This is a genomic window from Mycobacterium toneyamaense (assembly GCF_055384815.1).
Genome location: NZ_AP040333.1, coordinates 1,340,343 through 1,364,343, shown reverse-complemented (window position 1 = coordinate 1,364,343; position 24,001 = coordinate 1,340,343). Strand labels below are relative to the sequence as shown.

The 24,001-nt window shown below is 67.9% G+C and carries 22 protein-coding genes; 9 read left to right on the top strand and 13 right to left on the bottom strand.

Features of this window, described 5'->3' with window-relative positions; all coding sequences use genetic code 11:
• Window positions 1-36 precede the first annotated feature (36 nt).
• Entirely contained in the window at window positions 37-1,239 is a 1,203-nt protein-coding gene (locus tag ACZ5IQ_RS06685) for an acyl-CoA dehydrogenase family protein (RefSeq protein WP_318986564.1), read from the top strand.
• A gap of 3 nt (window positions 1,240-1,242) precedes the next feature.
• Here the strand turns inward: ACZ5IQ_RS06685 and ACZ5IQ_RS06680 are convergent, their stop codons facing one another.
• Genes ACZ5IQ_RS06680 through ACZ5IQ_RS06670 form a run of 3 tightly spaced genes read right to left on the bottom strand, consistent with a single transcriptional unit; the run spans window position 1,243 to window position 6,546 of the window.
• Window positions 1,243-2,748: a GMC family oxidoreductase gene (locus ACZ5IQ_RS06680; protein ID WP_464481011.1), complete on the bottom strand. Its 1,506-nt coding sequence runs from the start codon at window positions 2,746-2,748 to the stop codon at window positions 1,243-1,245.
• Between the two features lie 37 nt (window positions 2,749-2,785).
• The gene (locus ACZ5IQ_RS06675; RefSeq protein ID WP_212812565.1) at window positions 2,786-5,410 is read right to left on the bottom strand and encodes an AAA family ATPase; all 2,625 of its coding nucleotides are present in this window, start codon (window positions 5,408-5,410) and stop codon (window positions 2,786-2,788) included.
• Window positions 5,407-6,546, bottom strand: coding sequence for a metallophosphoesterase family protein (locus ACZ5IQ_RS06670; protein ID WP_212812566.1), 1,140 nt, complete (start codon window positions 6,544-6,546; stop codon window positions 5,407-5,409). The genes ACZ5IQ_RS06675 and ACZ5IQ_RS06670 overlap by 4 nt, the downstream gene beginning before the upstream one ends.
• 52 nt (window positions 6,547-6,598) lie before the next feature.
• Between ACZ5IQ_RS06670 and ACZ5IQ_RS06665 the strand changes: the two genes are divergently transcribed.
• Window positions 6,599-7,102 (top strand): SixA phosphatase family protein, encoded by a 504-nt coding sequence (locus ACZ5IQ_RS06665; RefSeq protein ID WP_212812567.1) that lies wholly within the window; start codon window positions 6,599-6,601, stop codon window positions 7,100-7,102.
• Here ACZ5IQ_RS06665 and ACZ5IQ_RS06660 read toward each other — a convergent pair.
• On the bottom strand, window positions 7,099-7,638 hold the full coding sequence (locus ACZ5IQ_RS06660; RefSeq protein ID WP_212812568.1) for a DUF3558 domain-containing protein: 540 nt from the start codon (window positions 7,636-7,638) through the stop codon (window positions 7,099-7,101). The genes ACZ5IQ_RS06665 and ACZ5IQ_RS06660 overlap by 4 nt on opposite strands.
• Complete coding sequence (locus tag ACZ5IQ_RS06655) at window positions 7,635-8,147, bottom strand: DUF3558 domain-containing protein (RefSeq protein ID WP_212814925.1); 513 nt, start codon at window positions 8,145-8,147, stop codon at window positions 7,635-7,637. The genes ACZ5IQ_RS06660 and ACZ5IQ_RS06655 overlap by 4 nt, the downstream gene beginning before the upstream one ends.
• Window positions 8,148-8,294: 147 nt before the next feature.
• Between ACZ5IQ_RS06655 and ACZ5IQ_RS06650 the strand changes: the two genes are divergently transcribed.
• Window positions 8,295-10,028 (top strand): ABC transporter ATP-binding protein, encoded by a 1,734-nt coding sequence (locus tag ACZ5IQ_RS06650; protein ID WP_212812569.1) that lies wholly within the window; start codon window positions 8,295-8,297, stop codon window positions 10,026-10,028.
• Window positions 10,029-10,048: 20 nt separating this feature from the next.
• The gene (locus tag ACZ5IQ_RS06645) at window positions 10,049-12,004 is read left to right on the top strand and encodes an ABC transporter ATP-binding protein (RefSeq protein WP_212814926.1); all 1,956 of its coding nucleotides are present in this window, start codon (window positions 10,049-10,051) and stop codon (window positions 12,002-12,004) included.
• A gap of 151 nt (window positions 12,005-12,155) precedes the next feature.
• Here ACZ5IQ_RS06645 and ACZ5IQ_RS06640 read toward each other — a convergent pair whose 3' ends face one another.
• Window positions 12,156-13,394 carry an HNH endonuclease gene (locus ACZ5IQ_RS06640; RefSeq protein ID WP_212812570.1) on the bottom strand — a complete coding sequence of 413 codons (1,239 nt, stop codon included), beginning with the start codon at window positions 13,392-13,394 and terminating at the stop codon, window positions 12,156-12,158.
• 367 nt (window positions 13,395-13,761) lie between these two features.
• On the opposite strand from ACZ5IQ_RS06640, the gene ACZ5IQ_RS06635 reads away from it, so the two are divergent.
• A complete protein-coding gene (locus ACZ5IQ_RS06635; RefSeq protein WP_212812571.1) occupies window positions 13,762-14,751 on the top strand; it encodes an IS481 family transposase in 990 nt (329 codons plus the stop codon).
• A 23-nt stretch (window positions 14,752-14,774) separates the two neighbouring features.
• Here ACZ5IQ_RS06635 and ACZ5IQ_RS06630 read toward each other — a convergent pair whose 3' ends face one another.
• From ACZ5IQ_RS06630 to ACZ5IQ_RS06615, 4 genes are all read right to left on the bottom strand, one after another.
• Window positions 14,775-15,290 carry a methyltransferase family protein gene (locus ACZ5IQ_RS06630; protein ID WP_212812572.1) on the bottom strand — a complete coding sequence of 172 codons (516 nt, stop codon included), beginning with the start codon at window positions 15,288-15,290 and terminating at the stop codon, window positions 14,775-14,777.
• Window positions 15,291-15,293: 3 nt separating this feature from the next.
• Window positions 15,294-15,767 (bottom strand): glucose-6-phosphate dehydrogenase, encoded by a 474-nt coding sequence (locus tag ACZ5IQ_RS06625; RefSeq protein WP_318986572.1) that lies wholly within the window; start codon window positions 15,765-15,767, stop codon window positions 15,294-15,296.
• Window positions 15,768-15,832: 65 nt separating this feature from the next.
• A complete protein-coding gene (locus tag ACZ5IQ_RS06620) occupies window positions 15,833-16,384 on the bottom strand; it encodes a hypothetical protein (protein WP_212812574.1) in 552 nt (183 codons plus the stop codon).
• Window positions 16,385-16,463: 79 nt separating this feature from the next.
• Entirely contained in the window at window positions 16,464-16,676 is a 213-nt protein-coding gene (locus tag ACZ5IQ_RS06615) for a hypothetical protein (protein ID WP_212812575.1), read from the bottom strand.
• A gap of 110 nt (window positions 16,677-16,786) precedes the next feature.
• Between ACZ5IQ_RS06615 and ACZ5IQ_RS06610 the strand changes: the two genes are divergently transcribed.
• A complete protein-coding gene (locus tag ACZ5IQ_RS06610; protein WP_212812576.1) occupies window positions 16,787-16,990 on the top strand; it encodes a cation transporter in 204 nt (67 codons plus the stop codon).
• Window positions 16,987-19,098, top strand: a complete 2,112-nt coding sequence (locus ACZ5IQ_RS06605) for a heavy metal translocating P-type ATPase (protein WP_212812577.1) — start codon at window positions 16,987-16,989, stop codon at window positions 19,096-19,098. The genes ACZ5IQ_RS06610 and ACZ5IQ_RS06605 overlap by 4 nt, the downstream gene beginning before the upstream one ends.
• On the opposite strand, the gene ACZ5IQ_RS06600 is transcribed toward ACZ5IQ_RS06605, so the two are convergent.
• Window positions 19,099-19,899, bottom strand: coding sequence for a glycoside hydrolase family 16 protein (locus ACZ5IQ_RS06600; protein ID WP_212812578.1), 801 nt, complete (start codon window positions 19,897-19,899; stop codon window positions 19,099-19,101).
• A gap of 67 nt (window positions 19,900-19,966) precedes the next feature.
• On the bottom strand, window positions 19,967-21,046 hold the full coding sequence (locus ACZ5IQ_RS06595; RefSeq protein ID WP_406801829.1) for an adenylate/guanylate cyclase domain-containing protein: 1,080 nt from the start codon (window positions 21,044-21,046) through the stop codon (window positions 19,967-19,969).
• 42 nt (window positions 21,047-21,088) lie between these two features.
• Here ACZ5IQ_RS06595 and ACZ5IQ_RS06590 point away from each other — a divergent pair, with 42 nt between their 5' ends.
• Both ACZ5IQ_RS06590 and ACZ5IQ_RS06585 read left to right on the top strand, forming a co-directional pair.
• Window positions 21,089-21,577 (top strand): DNA-deoxyinosine glycosylase, encoded by a 489-nt coding sequence (locus ACZ5IQ_RS06590; protein WP_406801830.1) that lies wholly within the window; start codon window positions 21,089-21,091, stop codon window positions 21,575-21,577.
• 76 nt (window positions 21,578-21,653) lie between these two features.
• Window positions 21,654-22,616 (top strand): esterase family protein, encoded by a 963-nt coding sequence (locus ACZ5IQ_RS06585; protein ID WP_464481010.1) that lies wholly within the window; start codon window positions 21,654-21,656, stop codon window positions 22,614-22,616.
• Here ACZ5IQ_RS06585 and ACZ5IQ_RS06580 read toward each other — a convergent pair.
• Window positions 22,613-23,989 carry an amidase gene (locus ACZ5IQ_RS06580; protein ID WP_464481009.1) on the bottom strand — a complete coding sequence of 459 codons (1,377 nt, stop codon included), beginning with the start codon at window positions 23,987-23,989 and terminating at the stop codon, window positions 22,613-22,615. The genes ACZ5IQ_RS06585 and ACZ5IQ_RS06580 overlap by 4 nt on opposite strands.
• Window positions 23,990-24,001: the final 12 nt, after the last annotated feature.

Below are 24,001 nucleotides of genomic sequence, written 5' to 3'. Positions count from 1 at the left end.
CGTGCCTGTGACTGTCCTGGTACGTAGAACTGGGACATGACCATCCTCGACCTCCCCGACACGACAACGTGGACCGACCTGCTGGCCGATATCGCAGCGGGCGCCAAAGACCGCGATCTGGACGACGTGAATCCATTCGACCAGGTGGCCGCGCTCAAGCGGGCCGGATTCGGCACCCTGCGCCTGCCCACCGAGCTGGGCGGAGCCGGACTCACGGTGCCGCAACTGTTTTCCGCCGTCATCGACGTCGCCCGCGCCGATCCGGTGGTGGCGCACATCTTCCGTACGCATTTCTGGTTCGTCGAGGAGCGGCTGCGCACCCTGGACCAGCCCGGGTCCCGGGCCTGGCTGGACAAGGTGGCCAACGGCAAGGTGTTCGGCAATGCGTTCAGTGAGAAGGGCTCCCACGCGGTGGGCAGCCTGGTGTTCAACACCCGCTTGACGCCGGGCCACGACGGCGGATTCATCTTGACCGGCGAGAAGTTCTACAGCACCGGAACCCTGTTCTCGGACTACCTTACCGTGACAGCGACCACCGATCATGATTCGGTGGCGACCGTCATCGTCCCGGCCGATCGCGCCGGCGTGACGATCATCGACGACTGGGACGGTTTCGGTCAGCGCCGTACCGGCACCGGCACCACGCGGTTCCAGGACGTGACGGTGCTGCCCGACGAAGTGCTCACGGACACGCGGTACGACGCCGAGCCCGTGCCGTCGGTGCAGTACACCCTGTTGCAGCTGTACATCCACGCCGTGGTGGCCGGAATCCTGGAGAACATCGTGGACGACGGGATCACGCTCCTGCGGTCTCGCGAGCGCAGCTTCAGCCACGCCTCTGCCGCATCACCGACCGACGACCCGCTGCTGCAGCGCCAGCTCGGCGAACTGGCCAGCTCCGCCTACATCGCTCGGGCCGCAGTGCTGGATGCGGCGGCGGCGATCGGAGCGGCCATCGATTCGACCGGTCCGGACGGTGTGCCCGACGCGGCACTGGTCGCGACGGCCCAGCTGCAGGCGGCGAAGGTGAAGGTGCACCTGGACGACATCGCGCCGCGCGCCGCCACCAAGCTCCTGGAGCTCGGCGGTGCCAGCGCGGCCAGCCGGCAACGCAACCTCGACCGGCACTGGCGCAACATCCGCACCATCACGCTGCACAACCCCGTCGGTTACAAGGCTCGGGTGGTCGGGCAGAACCTGTTGCACGGCACCGCGATTCCCGCCAACGCCTACTTCTGACCCTCAGGCGGTGATGAGGTCGGCGGCCTTCTCACCGATCAGCACGCTCGGGGCGTGAGTGTGGCCCCGGATGATGGTCGGCATCACCGAAGCGTCGGCGACCCGCAGCCCCGCGACCCCACGGACGCGGAGCTGCGGGTCGACCACGCTGGCCTCGTCGCTGCCCATCCGGCAAGTCGTGGTCGGGTGATACAGCGTGTGCGACGTGGTGGCCAGTGCCAGCTCCAGCGTGCGGTCGTCGAGATCGTGCGCACCCACCGGGCGGGCAATGTCGCCCAGCAGTCCCTTCAGCGCCGGGGCCTGGGTCATGTCCGCCAGCATCCGCAAACCCGCCAGCAGTGCCTTGCGGTCCGCACCCTCGGGGTCGGACAGGTAGCGCGGGTCGATGATCGGCTTGGCCAATGGATCGGCCGAGGCCAGCCGGATGGTGCCGGTGCTCTTGGGCTTCACCAGGATCGGCCCCATCGCCACCGCGTCGCGCGGGTAGGCGTCGCCGATGCCCTCGTCGAAGAACGGTGCCGGGGCGAAGATCAGCTCGATGTCGGGCTGCGCGAGTTCAGGATCACTGCGGACGAAGCCATATGCCTCACCGACATTCGAGGTCAGCATGCCGCGGCGGCGGGCCAGGTAGTTGAGCAGCTGCACCGGTTTTTCCGCGCTGATCAGGGTCTCGCAATGGGCGTCGAACCCGAGCAGCACGACCAGGTGGTCCAGCAGGTTCGACCCGACGCCCGGCGCGTCGTAGACCACGTCGATGCCGTGCTCGGCCAGATGCTCGCGCGGACCGATCCCGGACAGCATCAGCAGCTGCGGGCTGTTGATCGCGCCTCCGCACAGGATCACCTCACGGCGCGCCCGGACGATCTGACGACGGCCGTCCGCCTCGTACTCGACGCCGACCGCCCGCCCGTCCTCGATCAGCACGCGGGTTGCCGTGGCGCCGGTGCGCAGATGCAGGTTCGACCTGCGCAACGCCGGCCGCAGATAGGCGTCGGCGGTGCTCCACCGCGCGCCGCGGCGCTGACACACCCGGGTCTCGACGAACCCCTCGTAACCGGACTGCTCGGCGGCCTCCAGCCACGCGGCCGTGACGCCGCGCGGGCTGCGCTGCGGGCTGAGCACCAGCGGCCCGGCCTCGATCCGGTCGAAATACTTCTTCACGGCCGCGTACGACCACTCTTCGCCGGCGAGCTCGCCCCACTCGTCGTAATCGGCGGGCAGGCCGCGGACCCACATCATGGCGTTCATCGACGACGAGCCGCCGAGGGTCTTGCCGCGCGGCCAGTAGATGCGCCGGCCGGCGAGCTCGGGCTGCGGTTCGGTCGAGTAATCCCAATCGAACTCGCCGCGGAACAGCTTCGCGAAAGCCGCCGGGATACGGATGAACTGGTTCTTGTCGACGGCCCCGGCCTCCAGCACCACCACCTGCGCGGTGCCGTCGGCGCTCAGTCGATCAGCCAGCACCGCACCGGCCGAGCCGGTCCCCACGACGACGAAGTCAGCGATCACCGCCGCAGTCTGTCACGAAACGCGGCCTACCAGGGGCCTAAGCGGTGAGCTCGATGCGCGTCGCGTCGCCGACGCTGGCATAACGCTCGGGGCTGCAGGTCAGCACGATCACCTGACCATCACCGCCGACCGCGTCGAACACCTCACCCATGCGCGTCAACCGGCCCGCATCGGTGAACCCCAGTGCGTCATCGATGATCACCGGGACGGTGTCCTCCTTGGCCACCAGCGCCGCGCCGGCCAGCCGGGCGACGATTCCCAGCTGTTCCTTGGCCCCACCGGAGAGGCTCTCGTACGGCACGGTGGTGCCCGCGACGGTGCGACTGCAAATCCGCAGATCACTGTCGACCTCGACGGCGAAGCTGTCACCGAACACGATGCGCCCCAGCCGTTCCACCTCGGTGCGGAACGGTGCCACGTACCGCTGCCGGGCCTGCTCACGGTGCCGGCCCATCACCGTCCGCAGCAGTTCAGCGGCCCGGGCTCGACGCCCCACCGCTGCATGCTCGGACTCCGCATGCCGCAGCGCGATCTCGGCGGCATCGAGCTGGCTCTGGCGGCCCTGTGTCCCGTACACCTTCAATTGCGCTGCCACATCCCGCAATTGGTCATCGAGTTCGCGGCGCCGGGCACCGAGCCGGGCCGAATCCGCGGTGGCCGCCGCCAGTTCCGCGTCGACGGCGTCTGGCGCGGCGGCAGCCAGTGCCGCGGCGAGTTCCTGTTCGCGCGCGGCGGCCGCGGCAGCCTGCTCCCCCAGCGCCGCGACGCGCTGGGTCAAGGCCGCGTCGTCCTCCAGCTCGCGCTGCCGGGTCAGTCGCTCGGTGGCCTCGGTGAGCGCGGCCGTCGCCGCCGTCACCTTCTCGCGGGCGACCGTCGCCGCGGTCAACGCGGCCGCCACCGCGGCCGCCGCGGCGGTGGCCGTGTCGCGGCATTGCTCGTACTCGGTTGTCGCCCGGCGCTGTTCGGCGTCGGCGGCTTCCAGCTCGGCGCGTGCCGCCCCGACGTCGATGGCATCGGTGTCGCCCAGCTGCTCCCGCAGCCCCGCCAGCCGAGCCGCGAGCGCCTCGACCGTGTCGGCGGCCAGCAGCGTCTGCCGGGTGACGGTCAGCCGATCACGCTCCGCTTCGAGTTCGCGCCGCCGGGCGTCCAGGGCCCGCGCGGCCTCGACGTCAGCAACCCCGTGTGGCTGGAGCGCAGCCGCCAGCGCATTGCGCGCCGCGTCGAGAACGGCGCTGGTGTCCGCGGCCGGGGTACCGGGCAGCACCCGCACCGTCAGCAGCCCGGGGAGTTCGACATCGGTCCGGCCGCCCGCGCTCGTGGCCCACTCCGACCCGGCGGACAGCGTCACGTCCTGGTCACCCACGCGCAGCTCGACGTCGCCGTGAGCCACCAATTCGATTCGCGCCGAGGCGAGTTCAGCGGCCGCGGCCGCACGGTCCACCGCGGCGGCGGCGGTTTCGATGGCGCGCATGCCCGCCGCGGTCAGCGTGATCTTGCCCAGCTGATCGGCGACCGCCGCCAGTTCGTCGGCGGCAACCTGCACCCGCTCCAGCAGGCCGGACAGCCGAACCGCCTCAGCGCGCTGGGACAGTTGGTCCACCACCTGCCGCGCCGCATCCAGGCGGACGCGACCGGCCTCCACCACGGACCGCGCCACCGCCACGGCGGTGTCGGCAGCCTGCTGCAGCTGCGCCGCGGTCAGCTGCTGTTGCGCGGCGTGCTCGGCGGCGGCGGTCAGTTCACCGATGCCGGCGGTCCGCTGCTCGACGTCGGCCTGCAGCCGCTGCCGCTCATCGAGAGCACTGCGTGCTGCCGTCGCGGTCGCCACCGCCGCCTGCGCCTGCACGCGCGCCTGGGCAAGCTCGTCGCGGACTCGAGCCACCGCGGTCGCCGCTTCCCGAGCCGCCGCCAGCCGCACCTCGGCGGCCGCCAGTTGCTCAGTGGCCGTTACCAATTCCTTCGTCAGCTCGCCGTGGCGGCGGACCGCCTCGTCGACCTCGGCCACCGCGGCGGCACGCGCCGCGACCTCCGCCTGCGCCGCCTTCAGGCTTTTTGTTGCCTCGGCCCACACACCGGTGGGGCGGCCGGTCTGCGTGAAGTACTTCAAGAACTCGGCGTCGATCCGGTCGACCAGCAGCGGCTCGTTGCCCGACAGCGCACCCTCGAGTGCACCGGCCTGGCCGGCCGCGACATCGAGTGCCCGAGCCAGCGCGTCGCATCCGGCGAGGTCGACCGGCACCATGGCGGCAGACTGCAGAATGCGTTGGGCCCGCCAGAGTTCGGTGTCGACCGTCTCCTCCAGCATCGCGCGCACCCGGTCGTGCGCCTCGTCGCCGGTGAGCTGCTCGCGGCGCGGCGCGAGGATGGTCAGCCGGGTTTCGGCCTTCTTGTGGAACCGCTTGTAATACTCGAACTGGTAAGGGCCGGTGGAGATTTCGGCCGTCACCTCGGCACCGACGTCAGCATGAGTCGGCTTGACCTGCTTGACCTCTTTCTTGGTCGAGCGGTCCTTGGACTCCAGCAGCAGATCGAGCGCCTCGATCATGGAGGACTTGCCGATCTCGTTGGCGCCGGCGACCACCACCACGCCGCGCTCGGGAAATTCGATCTCGCGGTGGGTGATGCCGCGGTAATTGGTCAGGACCAGCCGGTGCAACTTCATGCGGCACTCCCCCGATCGACCAGGCGCAGCAGCAGCGCGAGCGCCGCGCGTGCGTCGTCGGCGTCGCCGCCCGAAGTGCTTGCGGTGCCGACCAATTCGTCGACCGCCGCCGCGGCGAACCCACCGATGCCCAGGTCCGAGAATTCGCCGTCTGCCGGGACCACGACGAGGTCGGTGTGTCGTTCCCACGTCGTCAGCGCGGCGAACAGGCGCGCGTAGCGGTCGAGGCAGGCATCGAGGGTGGCCTTGTCGGAGATGGTCAGTGAGCCCGTCAGCGCCAACCGGACGACGGTGCGTTCCTTGTCCGGCAGGCCGTCGAGGTTCAGGTCCAGATCGGCGATATCGCGATCCGTGTCGACGATCCGGCGCAGCGTGACGAACCGCCACTGACCCACCCGGCGGGACTCGACCGTGACCGACTGATCCGTGTCGTCCACGTCGACCACCAGGACGTGGCCCGAATCCGCTTCGATGTCATCGTAATTCGTGACTTCGGGCGCACCGGAGTACCACACCCGGCCGGTGCTGCCGACCTCGGTGCGAGAGTGCTTGTCCCCCAACGCCACATAGTGGACCGCGCCCCGCCGTACCGCGGCCTCGACGGCGTCCAGCCGGATCAGTGCCGGTTTCGTGGGATCGGGATCGAGGACGTCGACCCCGCCGTGCCCCACCACGATTCGGGTGACGCCGTCGGCCGGCAGGTCGGCCACCGCGTCGCCCGTCAGGTCCGTGGTGGGCGCCTTGGAGCGCCACGGCGCGCCGACGATCTGCACCCCGGGCCGCAGATCGTGTACGCCGTCGAGCACCGTGACATTCGGCGGGCATTCGGCCAGGAACAGCGTGCTGGTGTACACCGACGCCGGATCCAGCGGATCGTGGTTGCCCGGCAGCAGGAACACCGGAATCTTGATGGCGCGCATGGCCTCCAGCGACAGGCTGACCTCACGCGGATCGAGCTGGTTGTGCTCGAAGACATCCCCCGCCACGACGACGAACTCGGCACCCACCTCGGTGCACAGCGCCCCGAGGCGCGCCACGGCGTCACGACGTGCGGCCGAGTAGCGCGGCTGCGCCTCACCGCCCAGGAAATGCCGGGTCATACCGAGCTGCCAGTCGGCGGTGTGGACGAAACGCATGCGGCGAGTGTAAAACCCGGCACTGACAACTCCGGGGATCTACGGTGGGCGGGTGACGGGAACCCGAACATTGATCCTGCTGCGGCACGCGAAATCCGACTACCCGGACGGGGTCGCCGACCACGACCGGCCGCTCGCCAAGCGCGGCATCCGCGAAGCGGCACTGGCGGGCGACTGGATTCGGGAACATCTCCCGGCCGTCGACGCCGTCCTCTGCTCGACCGCCACCCGAACCCGGCAGACGCTCGAACGCACCGGCATCACCGCACCCGTGACCTATGTCGAACGCCTCTACGACGCGACGGCCGGCATCGCCATCGAAGTCATCAACGGCGCGCCGGAGGCGGCGAGCACAGTGCTGGTGATCGGCCACGAACCGGTCATGTCGTCGCTCGCGCTGAGTCTGGCGTCGCTCGACACGAGCGACCCTGACGCCGCCGGCCAGATCGCGATGAAGTACCCGACGTCAGCGATCGCGGTTCTGCACACCGACCGGCACTGGTCGCAGCTGGAGCTGCGCAGCGCCACGCTGGACCAGTTCCACATCCCCCGTTAGGAGTTGGTGGCGAGCGTCAGCTCCATCAGTTTGGTGGCCATACCGCAGGTGTCGGCGCCCGGCCCCTGCGGATTGACCCACCAGCCCACGACACCGGCAGCGTCACTGGCCACGCCGCACGAACCGTTGGGGTCGTTCGGATGCATGATGATCGACTTCACACCGGCGATCGCTTTGGACTCGTACTTGTAGTTCAGATGCTGGGCGACCTTGGTCTCCTCATCGAGGCTGCCCTGCTCGTACCAGAACCGGGTGATGTCGATGAGGCCCGCGGACTGGTTCAGCGCCTGCCACCGGCACACCGCACCCACGAAGGTGCTCTGGATGTCCAGCGGATCCGCGCCGACCGTCTTGGCCAGCACGTCATTGGTCAGCACGTCGCACTCTTTGAGCAGGTTCGGGTACGAATCCGCCGAGTGCTCGCTGCCGCCGCCGGCGCCTTCTTTCATCGCGGTGCCCTCGACCGAGCGCGCGCAACCCACCAGCGCCAGCGCCGACATCACGGCGACCGCTCCAGCCAGTTTCCGTCGTGTCATTTCGCGTTCGCAATCGATTGCCGGGCCAGTTCCTTGGCGATGTCGCACGGTTCGGGGAACGGCTTCTGGGAGAAGCTGATGGACCATTCGATGAAGTCGTCGTCGAACTGGATGCCGACCTCACACAGGCTCTTGCCGATCATCGGGTCCTCACCGAGCGCGACGAAACCGGAGTGGCCGTTGATGTTGATGTCGCTGACGTCGGCCCGTGTCCGTTCCTCGGTCTTGCGTTCGCGGCCGATTGGGCTGCCGCGGTACCAGGTGAAGGAGAAGTGCGGGCCGAGGATGCCACCGTTGACCAGCCACTGGCACCCCACGGAGTTCTTCGCGGTGTTCACGAGGCCGGTGACCTGGGTCAGCTGGCTGACGGTCTGATCGCTGACGCCGCCGCACACCGGGAACATCGGGCCGTGCTTTGCCGGGCCCGAGGCAGCGGGGCCCGACTGGCCGCCCGCCTGAGCGGTGCCGCCGTTGCCGTCGTCCGAGCAGGCGGACATCGCCGGAATCATCGCCGCGGCAAGCACGGTCGCGGCGGCAGTCTTCACCTGTCTGCGGGTCACGCCATGCACTGTAGCGGCAGGTTCTGAGGTCAACCACCGACATGCCGACTGACCTGGTCTTTCTATAAGCATTCCCGGGTGTGCCACAGTAACCGCATGCTCTGGGCACTGCTGCGGCAGTACACGAGGCCGTATCGGCGGCAGCTGACGGTGGTGGCGACGCTGCAACTGATCAGCACGCTGGCCTCGCTGTATCTGCCGACGCTCAATGCCCGCATCATCGACCACGGCGTGGCGCGCGGCGACACCGGCGTGATCGGGCGGCTCGGGGCCGTCATGCTCGGCGTCAGTGCGCTGCAGGTGCTGTGCGCCATCGGCGCCGTCTACTTCGGTTCCCGCGCCGGCATGGGCTTCGGCCGCGACCTGCGCTGGGCCGTGTTCCGCCAGGTGCTCGGCTGGTCCAACGCCGAAGCCGTGCGATTCGGGGCGCCCACGCTGATGACCCGCACCACCAATGACGTCCAGCAAATCCAGGTACTGGTGCAGATGACCTGCACCATACTGATCACCGCGCCGATCATGTGCATCGGCGGCATCGCGATGGCCGTGCACCAGAACGCCGGCCTGTCGTGGCTGCTGCTCGTCAGCGTGCCGGTGATGGCGGTGTGCAACTACCTGATCATCTCCCGGCTGCTGCCGCTGTTCCGCCGCATGCAACGGTTGATCGACAACATCAATCGGGTGCTGCGCGAACAGCTCACCGGCATTCGCGTGGTTCGGGCCTTCTCGCGCGACGACGCCGAACGCGCCCGGTTCGCGGACGCGAATCACGACCTGACCGACACCACGCTGACCGTCGGGCGGTGGCAGGCACTGATGCTGCCCGCCACCACTCTCGTGGTGAATCTGTCCAGCGTTGCGGTGATCTGGTTCGGCGGCATCCGCATCGATCACGGCCAGATGCAGGTCGGGTCGCTGATCGCGTTCCTCTCGTACTTCATGCAGATCCTGATGGCCGTGCTGATGGTGACGATCGTGCTGGTGATCCTGCCGCGCGCGTCGGTGTGCGCCGAGCGGATCACCGATGTGCTCGCGACCGAGCCGTCGATCGTGGCGCCCGCTGCGCCCGTGGTGCCGGAGGTCCGGCGCGGGGACGTACGGGTGGAGGCAGCCACCTTCGGGTATCCCGGGGCCGACGACCCTGTGCTGCACGGCGTTTCGCTGACCGCTTCACCCGGGACGGTGACGGCCGTCGTGGGATCGACCGGCTCCGGAAAGTCGACACTGATGGCGCTGCTGTGCCGGATGTACGACGTCACGTCCGGCTCCGTGATGGTCGACGGCGTCGACGTGCGGGACTACGACCCCGAACAGCTGTGGTCGATGATCGGGGTGGTGCCGCAGCGCGGGCATGCGTTCTCCGGCACGGTCGCCGACAACCTGCGGTTCGGCAAGGCCGATGCGACCGAGGACGAGATGTGGGCGGCGCTCGATGTCGCCTCGGCCGATTTCGTGGCGGACCACCCCGACGGGCTGGGCATGCCCGTCGCACAGGGCGGCACGAACTTCTCCGGTGGACAGCGCCAGCGCCTCGCCATCGCCCGCGCAGTCGTCCGGCGGCCCGCGGTGTACCTGTTCGACGACGCCTTCTCCGCGCTGGACGTCCACACCGACGCCCGGGTGCGGGACGCGTTGTCCGTGGTGGCTGCCGAGGCCACGGTGATCATTGTCGCCCAGCGCCTTTCGACGGTCGCCGTCGCCGATCAGATCGTCGTACTCGACAACGGCCACGTAGTGGGCGTCGGCACGCATTCCGAACTGATCGAGTCGTGCCCGGTGTACCGCGAATTCGCCGACTCGCAAGCGGTTGTGGCCGGAGGCCTGGCGTGACCCGGCCGCCGTCGGCCGCCATGCTGGCTTCGGGTCAGCGGTCGGAGAACTTCCGCGGTACGGCGCTGCGGTTGGTGAAACAGCTGGCACCGCAACGCGGTCGGGTGATCGTGGTGATGCTGTTGGGCATCGCCGGGATCGCCGTCGGCGTGATCGGACCGCGCATCCTGGGCCATGCCACCGACCTGTTGTTCAATGGGGTTCTGGGCCGCGGGCTGCCGGCGGGCATCAGCCGTGAGCAGGCGGTGGCAGCGGCGCGGGCCCGGGGCGACAACACCTTTGCCGACCTGCTCGCCGGGTCCGACGTCGTTCCGGGACAGGGCGTGGACTTCACTGCGATCGGCCACGTGCTGACGCTCGCGCTGCTCCTGTATCTGGTTTCTGCGGTGATGGTGTGGGCCGAGGCACGACTGCTCAACACCATCGTGCAGCGCACCATGTTCATGCTGCGCTCCCACGTCGAGGACAAGATTCACCGGCTGCCGTTGTCCTACTTCGATTCCCGGCCCCGCGGGGAGCTTCTCAGCCGCGTCACCAACGACATCGACAACGTCCAGACGTCGTTGACGATCACCGTCAGCCAACTGCTGACCTCGGCGCTGACCGTGGTGGCGGTGCTGGCGGCGATGATCTGGATTTCGCCGCTGCTGGCGTTGATCACCGTGCTGACGGTGCCGTTCACCTTGCTGGCGACGCGCATCATCACCAAACGATCGCGGCAACAGTTCATGGCGCAGTGGCGCAACACCGGCCGACTCAACGCTCACATCGAAGAGACCTACAGCGGCTTCACCGTCGTCAAGACGTATGGCCACCGGGCACTCGCCGAGGAGAAGTTCCGCGAGCTGAATGACGATGTGTACCAGGCGAGTTTCGGGGCGCAGTCGCTGTCCGGACTGGTCTCCCCGATCACGACGTTCATCGGCAACGTCAGCTATGTCGGCGTCGCGGTGGTCGGCGGTATCCAGGTGGCGACCGGGCAGATCAGCCTGGGCAGCATCCAGGCATTCATCCAGTACGTGCGGCAGTTCAACCAGCCCTTGACCCAGATCGCGTCGATGTACAACACCATGCAGTCCGGGATGGCCAGCGCCGAGCGGGTTTTCGAGTTCCTGGATGCTGACGAAGAGGCCGGATTCGTGGCTGGGCAGGTGCTTGGCGGTGGCTCGGCCGTGCCGGACCGGGGCTCGGTTGCGGCGGACCGCGGTTCGGTTGCACCTGGCCCTGGCGAAGCCGCGGCCGGCAGTTCCACGGCTGCGCCGGACCTCGTCGAGTTCGAGCGGGTCAACTTCTCCTACGTACCCGGGACCCCTGTCATCGAGGACCTGTCGTTCGTCGCCGAACCGGGCACCACCGTGGCCATCGTCGGGCCGACCGGGGCCGGAAAGACCACGCTGGTGAATCTGCTGATGCGGTTCTACGAGCCGGATTCCGGCCGAATCCTGTTGGGCGGCCGCGACATCGCGACGATGAGCCGCGCCGAGCTGCGGTCGCATATCGGCATGGTGCTGCAGGACACATGGCTGATTGCCGGCACCATCTACGACAACATCGCCTACGGACGTCCCGACGCCACCGAGGCCGAGGTGATCGAGGCGGCCCGTACCGCGCGCGTCGACCACTTCGTGCACACGCTGCCGAACGGGTACCAGACGCGGCTCAACGAGAACGGCGTGAACATCAGCGCCGGCGAGAAGCAGCTGATCACCATTGCCCGCGCGCTGGTCCGGCAACCCCAGCTGTTGATCCTCGACGAGGCCACCAGTTCCGTCGACAGCCGCACCGAGCTGCTGATCGCCCAAGCCACCGCGGAGCTGCGCCGTAATCGGACCAGTTTCATTATCGCGCATCGACTTTCCACCATCCGAGATGCCGATCTGATCCTCGTGGTGCAGGCCGGGCGCATCGTCGAGCGTGGGTCCCACGACGAGCTGCTCCAGCGACGCGGGGCCTACTGGAAGATGACGCAGGCCTGACGGTCGCACGCTAGGCCCACCCACCGGGCATCCGTCCACCGAAGGTTGCCTGTGTTCGGCCGGTGCGCGGGCCTGCCGCTCCGCCGCCGTAGCGGCAGGCCCGCGATGTGTTGTCACTGTTGAGTTGTCAAGGTGCGCAATGCTTTAGGTGTTATGCGGCGCTGTCGAGGCGCATGGTGCGGCGGTTGTGGGCGGGGATGGGTTTTCGGTGTGGGTCGACGGCCGCGGGTGGGATGAGCCAGGGGTGTTTGTCCAGGCCCATGACGACGTCCCAGCCGTCGTGGTGGACGTTGGCGTGGCAGGCCGGGCACAGCAGGCACCCGTTGGCTAGTGATGTCTCACCGTGGTGGGTCCAGTGGATGATGTGGTGGGCGTGGGTGCGTCCGGGTGGGGCGCCGCATTTGATGCAGCACTGATCGCGGTGATAGAGGGCTTTGCGTAGGTGCGCCGGGAACAGGCGTTTCTCCCGGCCCATGTCCAGGGGTACCTGTTCGCCGTCGACGATGATCGTGGTGACGGTGGTGTCGCAGCAGATTCGTTCCAGGGTCATGGTGCTGATCGATCCGATGAATTCCAACGCCGCCAAATCCGGGGCATCCGCCGGGACGGTGATCAGCAGTTGGGTGCGCGGCGCGGATGCGGTGTCGCCGCCGCGGGCGGCGATGTCCAGCACCGCCTCTAACGCGTCAGCGCGGCGCCGGGAGGCCGTGCGGGTGTCGGGGCTGCCGTCGGGTTCTGGCCGCGGTGCCGAGTGTTCCTCGATCGCTGCGACCAGCTTGGCGCCCACCTCCACGTCCAAGTCCGCGCGCACCTGCACCCGACCATCGGAGGTGACGCGGTGCTCGACGGTGTTGATCGACCGGTCCTCGGCGGCCGGCAGGCCCCCTTCGGCGGCGGCGACTCGGTTGCCCAGCCGGCGGGCGCGTTTGTCGATGTCGGCGGGGGTGGCGCCGGAGAAGAACTGCCCCAGCAGATCGGTCACCTGCGCGAAGCGGGCTTCCTCGCTAACCTCACCGGGTGCGCGGGCGCGGATGTGGTTGATGCCTTTGACGATCGCATCGACATGCTCACCGGAGATCGCACCGTCGGCGGCATGGGCCGCGAGCGTGGGCAATGCCGGCAAGGCTCCCGATACCCGGATAAAGCGCTCGGCCACCGACGGCGCACACCCCAACGCCATCAACAACTCCCGTGGCGTCCGGCCCTGCGCCGCCGCGGCACCGCAGCGATCCAGCACCCCGGTCAGCATCGCCGCCAGATGATCGATCACATTGCGCATTTTCATCACGTACGTCATCGCCTCCACCGCGTCGCCCGCGGGCATGTCGTCGGGGACCTGCATGCCGCGGAGGGCGTCGAGGCTGGTGGTGAGATCCGGTGTGATTCCCATGCCCAATTGTATCGAACAAATGTTCGAACAGCAAGGAGTTTTTTGCGCCCCATCAGGACATCGGTGACGGTTCGAGCGATCCCGGAAGGGCAGTTGCGACCGCCGAACTTGGGTTGCGGTCCCGTGGCCCGGGCGTGCCGTCGACCCGGCACCGAATGCGCCGATGCCGGCGGGGAGGATGCGCAGGCGGGCGGCGCGGGAAGACGTGCGGGCGCGAGGTGTCGAATACGCAGGCGCAGCAGGAAGTTTCACTCGCCTAGCTGTACTGACCATGGACGTTAGGTACGGCGTGGCGTGGTGACATGAAGAAGACCTCCGAGTGAAGTGCGAGCTGTCTAGGAACGCACCAACTCTCTCGGAGGTCTTCGTGTCCCACCGTAATGCCCCGCTGTCAGAAACCGGTCGTCTGCGCTTGGCCCGTTGTGTGGTCGATGAAGGCTGGTCGCTACGCCGGGCTGCTGAGCGGTTCCAGGTCGCCGTCACGACCGCCCGGCGTTGGGCCTGCCGATATCGCGAACTGGGACCGGCCGGCATGGTTGACCGCAGCTCTCGACCCCACCGCAGCCCCAACCAGACACCGACCCGGACCGAACGCCGGATCATCAAGGTTCGGGTGACCCGTCGCTGGGGCCCAGCCCAAATCGGTTACCTGCTGGGCATTCACCCCTCGACTGTGCATCGGGTGCTGACCCGCTACGGCATCGCCCGACTGCGTTGGTTGGACCGCCCTACTGGCCGGGTCGTACGCCGCATCGAGTCTGCAGCGGCCGGCGATCTGGTTCATGTCGATGTCAAGAAGCTCGGCAAAATCCCTGCCGGAGGCGGCTGGCGGATGCTTGGCCGCACCAAAGGCGGCCACAACTCCAACCAAGACAAGAGCAGCGGCGTCTTCAACAAATCCCGACAACCGCTGCGCGGCTATCACTTTCTGCACACAGCCATAGACGGCCACTCTCGATTGGTCTACAGCGAGATACTCGCCGATGAACGCAAAGAGACCGCGGCCGCATTCTGGATCCGCGCCAACAATTGGTTCCACCAATGTGGGATCACGGTCCGAAACGTATTGACCGACAATGGCTCTTGCTATCGATCGCACGCCTTCCGTGATGCGCTCGGGGATATAGTGCACCGCCGCACCAAGCCCTATCGACCCCAGACCAACGGCAAAGTAGAACGATTCCACCGCACCCTGGCCGACGAATGGGCCTACGCACGCCTCTATACCAACGACGCCGAGCGCTGCGCCGAATACCCACGCTGGCTCCACACCTACAATCACCACCGCGGCCACACCGCACTCGGAGGCCACCCACCCGCCAGTCGCGTGCCTAACCTCTCAGGTCAGTACACCTAGCGACCGCGCCGCCACCCACAGACCTACGGCCGATACGGCGTGACCCTCGGCAGCCAGGCAGGTACCGACTCGCAGTAGCGCCGGTACTCGTCGCCGAACTGCCTCAGCAGCGCGGGTTGCTCATAGAAGTAGACGAACGCGGCCGTCCCAAGCACGAAAAAGACTGCATACCAAAGCAGTACCGGCTGGCCGAGGACCAGCGCCTGACCAACGATGACGGCAGCGACCGCGAGGTACATCGGGTTGCGGACGTACCGGTGCGGGCCCGTCACGACCAAGTTCTGCGTCGGCGCGGCCGGCAGGGGCGTGCCGAGCCCATCACTGGCGAATTTGTAGATTGCCGCGAGCAGCACCGGGAGGCCCAGAGCGATCAGCACCACGCCGCCGATCCATGTGCCGGGCACGCCGAACAGGTCACCGATCCGCCGCCAACCGGTCAGCGAATATGGGATCAGGCCGGCCATGGTGCCGGGCACGACGACGGTGAAAACCGCACTGCGCACCAGGCTTTGGCGGCGCAGGGACGCCGTCGAGCCCATGACTCAGGCCGCGAACGCTGCCGTCAGTTGGACCCGGATGACTGGATCGGATTCGAGGCGATGCCGCAGCGCACTCTCGAACTGCCAGATGGACGCGAGGTCGTGGTCCATCCGGCAGTCCACGGCTGCGGCCGTGCCCGACGGCGGCGGGCTGTCCGCGATGTGGTCGGCAACGGGTTCCAGCAAGGTCCGCGGCGCCGCCAGGTAGTAGCCGGGATTCGGACCGCCGACCTCGGCCGCGTACAGCAGCCCGTGCTCGGTGATGATGATGTGCGTGGCCAGGACCCGCACCGGCCCATGCCGCTCCGCGGTGCCCCATTCCTCGGCCGCCAACCGTCCCTGGATGGCATGCAGTCGCACGTCATCCGTGAGGAATTTCGTGAAGTCACCCGGCGCGAGCACCCGGGCCGACGCGAGGTCGGCATTCAGGCTGCCGCACAGCATCTCGCCGATGTAATTGAACAACCGATCGCTCATGACGCGCTCCCATCGGGCCAGTACCTTGAGCCTGCACCCGAGCGGCGGCGAACGTCAATGGTTGATCAGAGTTGCGGACCCTCGGCGCGAAGATCGTCGACCGCCGTCATGGCGTCACGCAGTTTCGCGAGCCACTCCTCGGCATGTTCGCCGACCAACCGGACCGACCACGCCAGCGCATCAGACCGCGACCGTGCCACGCCGGCGTCGACCAGGGTGTCGAGGACCTGACGCTCGGGCTGCTTCAGTCGGGTCATCACCGGGACAGCCAAGTGGGTGAACAGGATTCGCTCCGACTCCCCCACCGATACGCCCCAGGCCACTTTGCGGCCGTAGCGGGCCTCGGCCTCGTCGGCGATCCGCATGCGCTCGGACCGGGTCTCTTCCCGGAAGCGCGCCACGCGCCCGGAGGCCCGGGCGGTCGTTTCCGGATTTTCCGGCTCGGGCAGTCGCCCGATGACCACGATCTCCTCGCGGTCCACCGTGACCTCCGGGTCGCCGGCGAACCACTCTTCCGGGAGCCGGCCGGCGAACCAGTCGGCGGCGTCGCCCGCGTCGGGCTGCTGCGCTTGTTGCCAGCCGCCGCGGCGGTCCTGGCCAGAATGACGTTGCCTCATGCTTACATGATTACACCGTTACAGCTGTAACGAAACGGCCTTTCACCCCAAGCGAACGTACGCCGCAAAAAGGGCTCTATCAGCGCTTACGCAACAGCGCGGAACCGCCGAAGACGGCCACACCGAGCGCCACCAACGCCAGGAACACCGCCCAGCCCGGACTGACGAAGACACCGACCAGGACGATGGCGGCAATCACCGGCGACGCCAGGAACAGCAGCATGCCCGGGTGTTCCTTCGCTACCGCGAGGGCACTCTTCGCCCGGACCGGGTCAATTTCTTTGCGCGCCATGGAACCAGGATGCCACCCGAGGCGACTAAAGGAAGAGATTCAACCAACACTCGAATCCGAGACCCGAATCACAGCCCTACCTATACCCCCTATGGGTATATACTCCAGGCATGAGTCAGGTACTTGAAGTTCAGGGAATGTCGTGCGGACACTGCGTCGCGTCCATCACCTCAGCTGTCGAGCCGCTGCCCGGCGTAACCGGCGTCGAGGTGGACCTCAAGGCCGGGACCGTACGAGTGGACGGCGAGGCCGATCGGGCCGCCGTTGCCGCCGCCATCGAAGACGCCGGATACGACGTCGTCCAACCAGCATGACCACGTCGGTCACCCTGTCCGTGGGCGGCATGACGTGTGCGTCGTGTGCGGCCCGAATCGAGAAGCGGCTCAACCGGATCGACGGTGTTCACGCCAGCGTGAACTTCGCGACCGAACAGGCGGCCATCACCTACCCGGACAGCGTGACCACCGACGATCTTGTCGCGGCCGTCGAGGCCACCGGCTACACCGCGAGCGTCGACAAGGCCGATACCCCCGCCGAACCGGCCTACCTGCCGCGCCTGCTGGCGTCACTGGCCCTCACGATCCCCGTCATCGCGCTGTCGATGATTCCGGCCCTGCAATTCCCGCACTGGGCGCTGTGGGCGCTGGCCCTCGCCACACCCGTGGTGTTCTGGGGCGCCTGGCCGCTGCACCATGCCGCGTGGACCAACCTGCGGCACGGCGCGGCGACGATGGACACCCTGGTGTCGCTGGGTGTGCTCACGTCGTACCTGTGGTCGGTATGGATGCTGGCCATGGGCAGCGACCACCTCTACCTCGAGGTCGCCGCCACCGTCACGACCTTGATTCTCGCCGGCAAGTTCTTCGAGACCCGTGCCAAGCGGCAGTCCGGGGCCGCGCTGCGCGCGCTACTAGATCTCGGCGCCAAGGACGTCGCGGTGCTCCGTGACGGCCACGAAACCCGGGTGCCCATCGAGGACCTGGCTGTCGGAGATGTCTTTGTGGTCCGCCCGGGCGAGAAGATCGCCACGGACGGCGTGGTGGTGACGGGAACGTCTGCCGTCGACGCGTCGATGTTGACCGGCGAATCGGTGCCTGTCGAGGTCGGCCCGGGCGATCAGCTCGCCGGCGCAACGGTGAATGCCGGTGGGCGCCTTGAGGTCAAGGCCACCCGTGTCGGCGCCGACACCCAGCTGGCGCAGATGGCGCGCCTGGTGGCCGATGCGCAGAGCGGCAAGGCCGACGTGCAGCGCCTCGCCGACCGGGTGTCGGCGGTGTTCGTGCCGGTGGTGATCGGGCTGGCGCTGCTGACGTTGATCGGCTGGCTGGTCGCCGGCGGCACGGTGAGTGCCGCGCTGACCGCCGCCGTTTCGGTGCTGATCATCGCGTGCCCCTGCGCCCTGGGCCTGGCCACACCGACGGCCCTGCTGGTCGGCACCGGCCGCGGCGCGCAGCTGGGCATCCTGATCAAGGGCCCGCAAGTACTCGAATCGACCCGCAAGGTCGACACCGTCGTGCTGGACAAGACCGGAACGGTGACGACCGGGAAAATGACGGTGGCGGCAGTACATGCCCAGTCCGACAACGTGTTACGGCTCGCCGGAGCCTTGGAGCACGCATCCGAACACCCCATCGCCCAGGCCATCGCGGCCCGGGCCGCCGCCGACGGGCCGCTACCGACGGTCACCGACTTCGTCAACCACGACGGCCGCGGCGTCACCGGCGTAGTCGACGGTCACGAGGTCGCCGTCGGGCGGTACAGCTGGCTGGCCACCAATGCCACCCCGGAGTTGGAGAACGTTGCGCACACGGCTGAGGCGGAAGGCCGTACCCCGGTGTGGGTCGCGATCGACGGCGCCACAGCCGGCGTCATCGTGGTGTCCGACAAGGTGAAAGACACTGCCGCCGAAGCCATTGCCGACCTCGAGAAGCTGGGACTGACCCCGGTCCTGCTGTCCGGCGACAACGCCCGCGCGGCCGGCGCGGTGGCCGCCGAAGTCGGCATCGCGACGGTGATCGCCGAGGTGCTGCCCGCGGACAAGGTCGACGAGATCAAGCGCCTGCAGGATCAGGGCCGGGTCGTGGCGATGGTCGGCGACGGCGTGAATGATGCTGCCGCCCTTGCCCAGGCCGACCTGGGACTGGCCATGGGCACCGGCACCGATGTGGCGATCGAGGCCTCGGACCTGACCCTGGTCAGTGGCGACCTGCGGGCGGCGGGCGACGCGATCCGGCTGTCCCGCGCCACCCTCAAGACCATCAAGGGCAACCTGTTCTGGGCGTTCGCCTACAACGTCGCGGCGATTCCGCTGGCGGCCGCGGGCATGCTGAACCCGATGATCGCCAGTGCGGCAATGGCTTTCAGCTCACTGTTCGTCGTGAGCAACAGCCTGCGGCTCCGCAGTTTCAAACCGAGCAGGTAACTACCAGATCTTCACCCAGTCGACCAGCATCTCGGCCGGGTACGTTCCCCCTGACGGGTCGCCGCCACCGGACCCGGCGACGGCGAGGCCCAGGATCGGGAACAGCGTGTAGCCGGGGTCGTTGAAGTGCCAGTTGGGCAACGACTTTGCCGGGACATTGAAGTACGGTTGCGCGCCGTCGGTGTAGTCCAGCCAGAACCGCAGCCCGGCGTCGTCCCACTGGCAGCGCCAGTTGTGCCAGGCGCTGTCCGGCGTGATGTTGTGCGAAACATGTTCGCCGCCATTGAGGTTGACGTGCACGGTCGTACCGTGGGCCCAGCTCCCGTTGCCGTACCACTCCATGATGTCGACCTCGCCGCCGATTCCGGGCGAGTTGTTGGCCAGATACCAGGCCGGCCAGCAGCCCGGCGTCAGACAGTTGAGCTTGATCCGGGCCTCGAAGGTATGGCCGATGCCGGCCTTGAAGGTGCCGAAAATCTTGCCGCTGTAGTACGTGTTCCCGTCCTTGGCCGCCCGGATCACTAGGTTGGACTTACCGTCCAGGAACAGGTTCTTGCGGTCGTTCCGGTACTGGCCGACGCGTTCGGGCATCTCCCAATACGTCGGGTTCTCCATCGACTCACGGGCCGTCGCGATCTCCCATTTCGAGGTGTCGGGCGACGATCCGGCAGGGCCGTCGAAGTTGTCCTCGAAGATGAGTTTTCCGGGCGTATCAGCGTGGGCCTCGGCCCTGGGAAGCGTGGCGGCCAGCAGGCCCAGCCCCGCCATCGACAGCATGCTGCGACGATCAATGTCTGGCATGCCTACCCATGTAAGCCGCGTCTCGGCCTTCGTGCAAGCCGGTATACGAGGGGCATCGGTGCCGCAGCTACTCCCCGCCGCGGCGGGCGCGGAACAGTTTCACCTCGTCACGGATGCCTTTGAGCCGTCGTGCACCGGCGAAAGACCACTCGAAATCCGGTGCGTCGCCGACTGCCTCACGTGCGGATTCAGCCAGCAGAACCGACCCGGGGCGGGCCACTCCCGTGACCCGGCTGGCCTGGTTGACCGGCCTGCCGAACCAGTCACCGGCCCGGCTCACCGCCGGGCCCGTCGCCATGCCCGCCTTGAGGCGCGGCAGGAATTCGTCTTTCTCGGCCGCGTCGACGAGCTGCAGCACCATGTTGAGCAGCGGGACCGGCTCAGCGCTGACCAGCATGACCTCATCCCCGATGGTCTTGACGAACCGCACCGGCGGCTCGGCGAGATCGCGCGCAAGATCGGCCAGCCGCTGCGACAGCTGCTCCAAATCCTCCGGCGGCAGTTCCTCCCCCAGACTGGTGAACCCGACGAGATCGGCGAAGGCCACCGACACCTGCCCGGACCCGGGCAGCGGCCGTCCGGCCATCCGTTCGGTGGCGCTGACCTCCTCTTCCAGCATGGCGTGCAACAACTGGGTCCGGAGCATGTCCTGGATCATCGGCCCGAGCAGCGGTGCCGCCTCGCCGATCAGCGCCGCGGTGGCTTTCGCGCCGTCGAGTTCGCTGACACCCGGTTGCAGAATCGCGGACAACGCCGCAAAACGCATGACCTCGACGGTGCGGGACAGACCTTCGGCCATGACCTGAACGACCGCGACAACCTGATCCTCCGGCAGGCCGAGCCGGAGAAACCGCTGGGCGTAGCCGACCAGGTCGCTGTCGACCGGCAGAAACAGCTCAGCGTCCAGATCTTCGGACCGGGGCCGGCCGGCTGCATGCAGAATTCGTTGCAGCAGGTCCAGATTCACGCCCCACCGCTCGCTGATCTGCCGGGCCGACAACCTGGTGCCGTCATCACCCAACGCCCGCCGCGAAGGCAGCAGCATCGGCGCGAACGACTCGTTGATCTGGTCCTCGGTGAACCCCTCGGACAGCAGCCAGTCGGTCAGCTCGGCACGGTCGACCGGCTCGGCAGCTTGTTCACTCACCCGGCCAACCTATCGCGCCTGGCAGCCCCGCAGAATGGGCACATGACCGAGCCAGAGATGCCGCTACGCACGGGCCTGCCGGCGATTGTCGGCGCCGACCCACGGGTGCTGATCCTCGGCTCGTTTCCCAGCGAGAAGTCGCTGGACACCGGCGAGTACTACGCCAACACGCGGAACCAGTTCTGGCGGCTGCTGGGTGCGCTCATCGGGTTCGACGCGGAGCTGCCCTATGCCGAGCGCCTCGATGCCGTCACCGCCGCCGGGGTGGCGCTGTGGGACGTCGTGCACAGTTGCCGGCGAGTCGGCAGCCTGGACGCCAATATCGACCGGAAGACGTTGGTGCTCAACGATTTCGACGCGTTCCTGACGCAGCACCCGACGATCGAGCGGGGCTTCGTCAACGGGCTGACGGCGTACACGCTGTTTCAGCGCACCGACATCGCGCTGCCCGCCGTCCGCCTGCCCTCGAGCAGCGGAGCGCTGACCATGTCGTTCGCCGACAAACTCGCGGCATGGCAAGTGGTCCGCTGAACGTTTCACCTCGGCCGATGGGGGTATGCCGCGCGAATGCGGTGTGTATCCGCATCCGGACCCAGGGGGTTTACCCATGTCACGCATCGCCAAGAACCTGCCGGGATTCACCAAGTATCTGGGTGCGGCGCTGACGGCGCTGACGATCGGTGGTCTGATCGCAGCGACGCCGGCCGGCGCATTCTCCCGACCCGGATTGCCCGTCGAATACCTCAACGTCCCGTCGGCGGCCATGGGCCGCGACATAAAAGTCGAATTCCAGGCCGGCGGTCCGCACGCCCTCTACCTGTTGGACGGCCTGCGCGCGCAGGACGACAACAACGGCTGGGACATCAACACCCCGGCGTTCGAGTGGTACGACGGCTCGGGCCTGTCCGTCGTGATGCCGGTCGGCGGTATGTCGAGCTTCTACACCGACTGGTATCAGCCGGCCGTCGGCAACGGCACCACCCAGACCTACAAGTGGGAAACCTTCCTGACCAGGGAATTGCCGGCGTGGTTGGCCGCCAACAAGCACATCTCAACCGGCGGTAACGCGGTCGTCGGGCTGTCGATGAGCGGATCGACCGCGCTCATGTACGTGGCGGACCACCCGGACAAATTCAGGTACGCCGGTTCACTGTCCGGATTCCTGAACTTGTCCGACTCGTTCTGGCCGTCGCTGGTCGGGCTGGCGATGAACGATTCCGGCGGCTTCAACCCCGGTGCCATGTGGGGGCCTCCCGGTGATCCGGCATGGGCGCGCAACGACCCGACGGTCAACGTCGGCAGGATCGCCTCGTCCGGCGCCAGGCTGTGGGTGTACTGCGGCACCGGCACGCCGGACGACCTGGCGGGCGCGACAAGCGGTGTGCCCCAGCAGTTCCTGGAGAGTTTCACGCTCGCGTCGAACACCAAGTTCCAGGGCGCGTATCAGGCTGCGGGCGGGCACAACGCCACGTTCAACTTCCCGCCGACGGGCACGCACACCTGGGCCTACTGGGGTCAGCAACTCCTGCAGATGAAGCCGGACATCCAGGCCGCGCTCGGCGCGCGCTAACCGACCGGAGGCCGCCGGCCCGCCCAGGGTCGCGCACCTTCGATCTGCGCACTCAGCGACAGCAGCGTCGCCTCGTCAAAGGGCCTGCCCACCAACTGAATCGACGTCGGGACACCGTTATTGTCCAGCCCCCACGGCACCACGGCCGCCGGTTGACCGGTGACGTTGAACATGGCCTGGAAGGGCACGCGCGCGGCGACCGACGCCAGCGTCGAGACGGCGCCGCGGCGCTGGTACTGCCCGACTCGCGACGGTCCGGTCGCCGCGCCCGGGGTGATCACCACGTCGACACTGTCGAAAACGGATTGCACCCGAGCGGCGAGCGCGGGTTCGGCGGCGCGGATCGCGTCGATGCGCCGCTGCGAGAGCAACCCACCGATCCGGGCGAAGGACCGGGTGCGGCGGTCCAGTCGCTCCGGGTGCGGCAGCGCGGACACGTCGTCGTAGACACCGCGGAAGTAGCGCGGCAGGGCGTGGCCGTACACCGCCGACCGCGGATAGTCCGGATCTCGTTCGACGACGTCGTGGCCCAGTTCGCGCAACAGCTCGCCCGCCTGCTCCACCGCGGCGCGCTGCTCGGCGCCCACCCGTGCCGTCACCAGCGGTGGCACCTTGGTGCTCAATGCAATCCGCAAGCGTCCGGGTGCGCGTCGTGCGGCAGCCACGAAGCCGCCGTCGGTGGTGGCGTCGAGGAACAGGGCCGCGTCTTCGACGGTACGGGCCAACGGCCCGTAGGCGACCAGGCCGCACCACGAATCGTCGTGCGGGCTCATGGGTACACGGTCGCGCTGCGGTTTGATGCCGAACAGCCCGCACCAGGTGGCGGGAATCCGGATCGAACCCATCCCGTCCGATCCCAGCGCCATTGCCGCCAGCCCGGCGGCGACCGCGGCGCCGCTGCCCCCGCTGCTGCCGCCCGGCGCATAGTCCGGATTCCAGGGGTTTCGCGTGGTGCCGTAGGTCAGTGTCTCGGTGAAGGGCCAGATCATCAGCTCGGGCACCGTGGTCTTGCCCAGGATCACCGCGCCGGCATCGCGTAGCCGCCGAATCACCTCGGCGTCCGTGGTGGCGGCCGGTCCGTGCGCGCTGCTGCCGAACGTGGTCAGTTCGCCCGCCACATCGGTGTCGTCCTTGATGGCGATCGGTACGCCGAGCAGCGGTTGCCGTTCCCCTGCGTCCAGCCGGGCCTGCGCGGCCTGCGCCTGGGCCCTGGCACTGTCGGCCAGAACTGTTCGATAACAACGCAATTCGGCATCGATGCGCGCGATCCGGTCCAGGTACAGTTCGACGAGTTCGGGTGCGGTCACCGTACCGGCGGCGAGCATCCTGGCCTGTTCGGCGGCGCCGGCGAACGCCAGGTCACGAGGGTCCATGCGGCGCAGATT

Coding starts and splice junctions, on each gene's coding strand:
- ACZ5IQ_RS06625 (WP_318986572.1), bottom strand. CDS start 15,767: ATGAGCGATCGGTTGTTCAATTACATCGGCGAGATGCTGTGCGGCAGC.
- ACZ5IQ_RS06605 (WP_212812577.1), top strand. CDS start 16,987: ATGACCACGTCGGTCACCCTGTCCGTGGGCGGCATGACGTGTGCGTCG.
- ACZ5IQ_RS06660 (WP_212812568.1), bottom strand. CDS start 7,638: ATGACACGACGGAAACTGGCTGGAGCGGTCGCCGTGATGTCGGCGCTG.
- ACZ5IQ_RS06620 (WP_212812574.1), bottom strand. CDS start 16,384: ATGAGGCAACGTCATTCTGGCCAGGACCGCCGCGGCGGCTGGCAACAA.
- ACZ5IQ_RS06590 (WP_406801830.1), top strand. CDS start 21,089: ATGACCGAGCCAGAGATGCCGCTACGCACGGGCCTGCCGGCGATTGTC.
- ACZ5IQ_RS06645 (WP_212814926.1), top strand. CDS start 10,049: ATGCTGGCTTCGGGTCAGCGGTCGGAGAACTTCCGCGGTACGGCGCTG.
- ACZ5IQ_RS06675 (WP_212812565.1), bottom strand. CDS start 5,410: ATGAAGTTGCACCGGCTGGTCCTGACCAATTACCGCGGCATCACCCAC.
- ACZ5IQ_RS06630 (WP_212812572.1), bottom strand. CDS start 15,290: ATGGGCTCGACGGCGTCCCTGCGCCGCCAAAGCCTGGTGCGCAGTGCG.
- ACZ5IQ_RS06670 (WP_212812566.1), bottom strand. CDS start 6,546: ATGCGTTTCGTCCACACCGCCGACTGGCAGCTCGGTATGACCCGGCAT.
- ACZ5IQ_RS06650 (WP_212812569.1), top strand. CDS start 8,295: ATGCTCTGGGCACTGCTGCGGCAGTACACGAGGCCGTATCGGCGGCAG.
- ACZ5IQ_RS06600 (WP_212812578.1), bottom strand. CDS start 19,899: ATGCCAGACATTGATCGTCGCAGCATGCTGTCGATGGCGGGGCTGGGC.
- ACZ5IQ_RS06580 (WP_464481009.1), bottom strand. CDS start 23,989: ATGGACCCTCGTGACCTGGCGTTCGCCGGCGCCGCCGAACAGGCCAGG.
- ACZ5IQ_RS06685 (WP_318986564.1), top strand. CDS start 37: ATGACCATCCTCGACCTCCCCGACACGACAACGTGGACCGACCTGCTG.
- ACZ5IQ_RS06655 (WP_212814925.1), bottom strand. CDS start 8,147: ATGATTCCGGCGATGTCCGCCTGCTCGGACGACGGCAACGGCGGCACC.
- ACZ5IQ_RS06640 (WP_212812570.1), bottom strand. CDS start 13,394: ATGGGAATCACACCGGATCTCACCACCAGCCTCGACGCCCTCCGCGGC.
- ACZ5IQ_RS06615 (WP_212812575.1), bottom strand. CDS start 16,676: ATGGCGCGCAAAGAAATTGACCCGGTCCGGGCGAAGAGTGCCCTCGCG.
- ACZ5IQ_RS06585 (WP_464481010.1), top strand. CDS start 21,654: ATGTCACGCATCGCCAAGAACCTGCCGGGATTCACCAAGTATCTGGGT.
- ACZ5IQ_RS06610 (WP_212812576.1), top strand. CDS start 16,787: ATGAGTCAGGTACTTGAAGTTCAGGGAATGTCGTGCGGACACTGCGTC.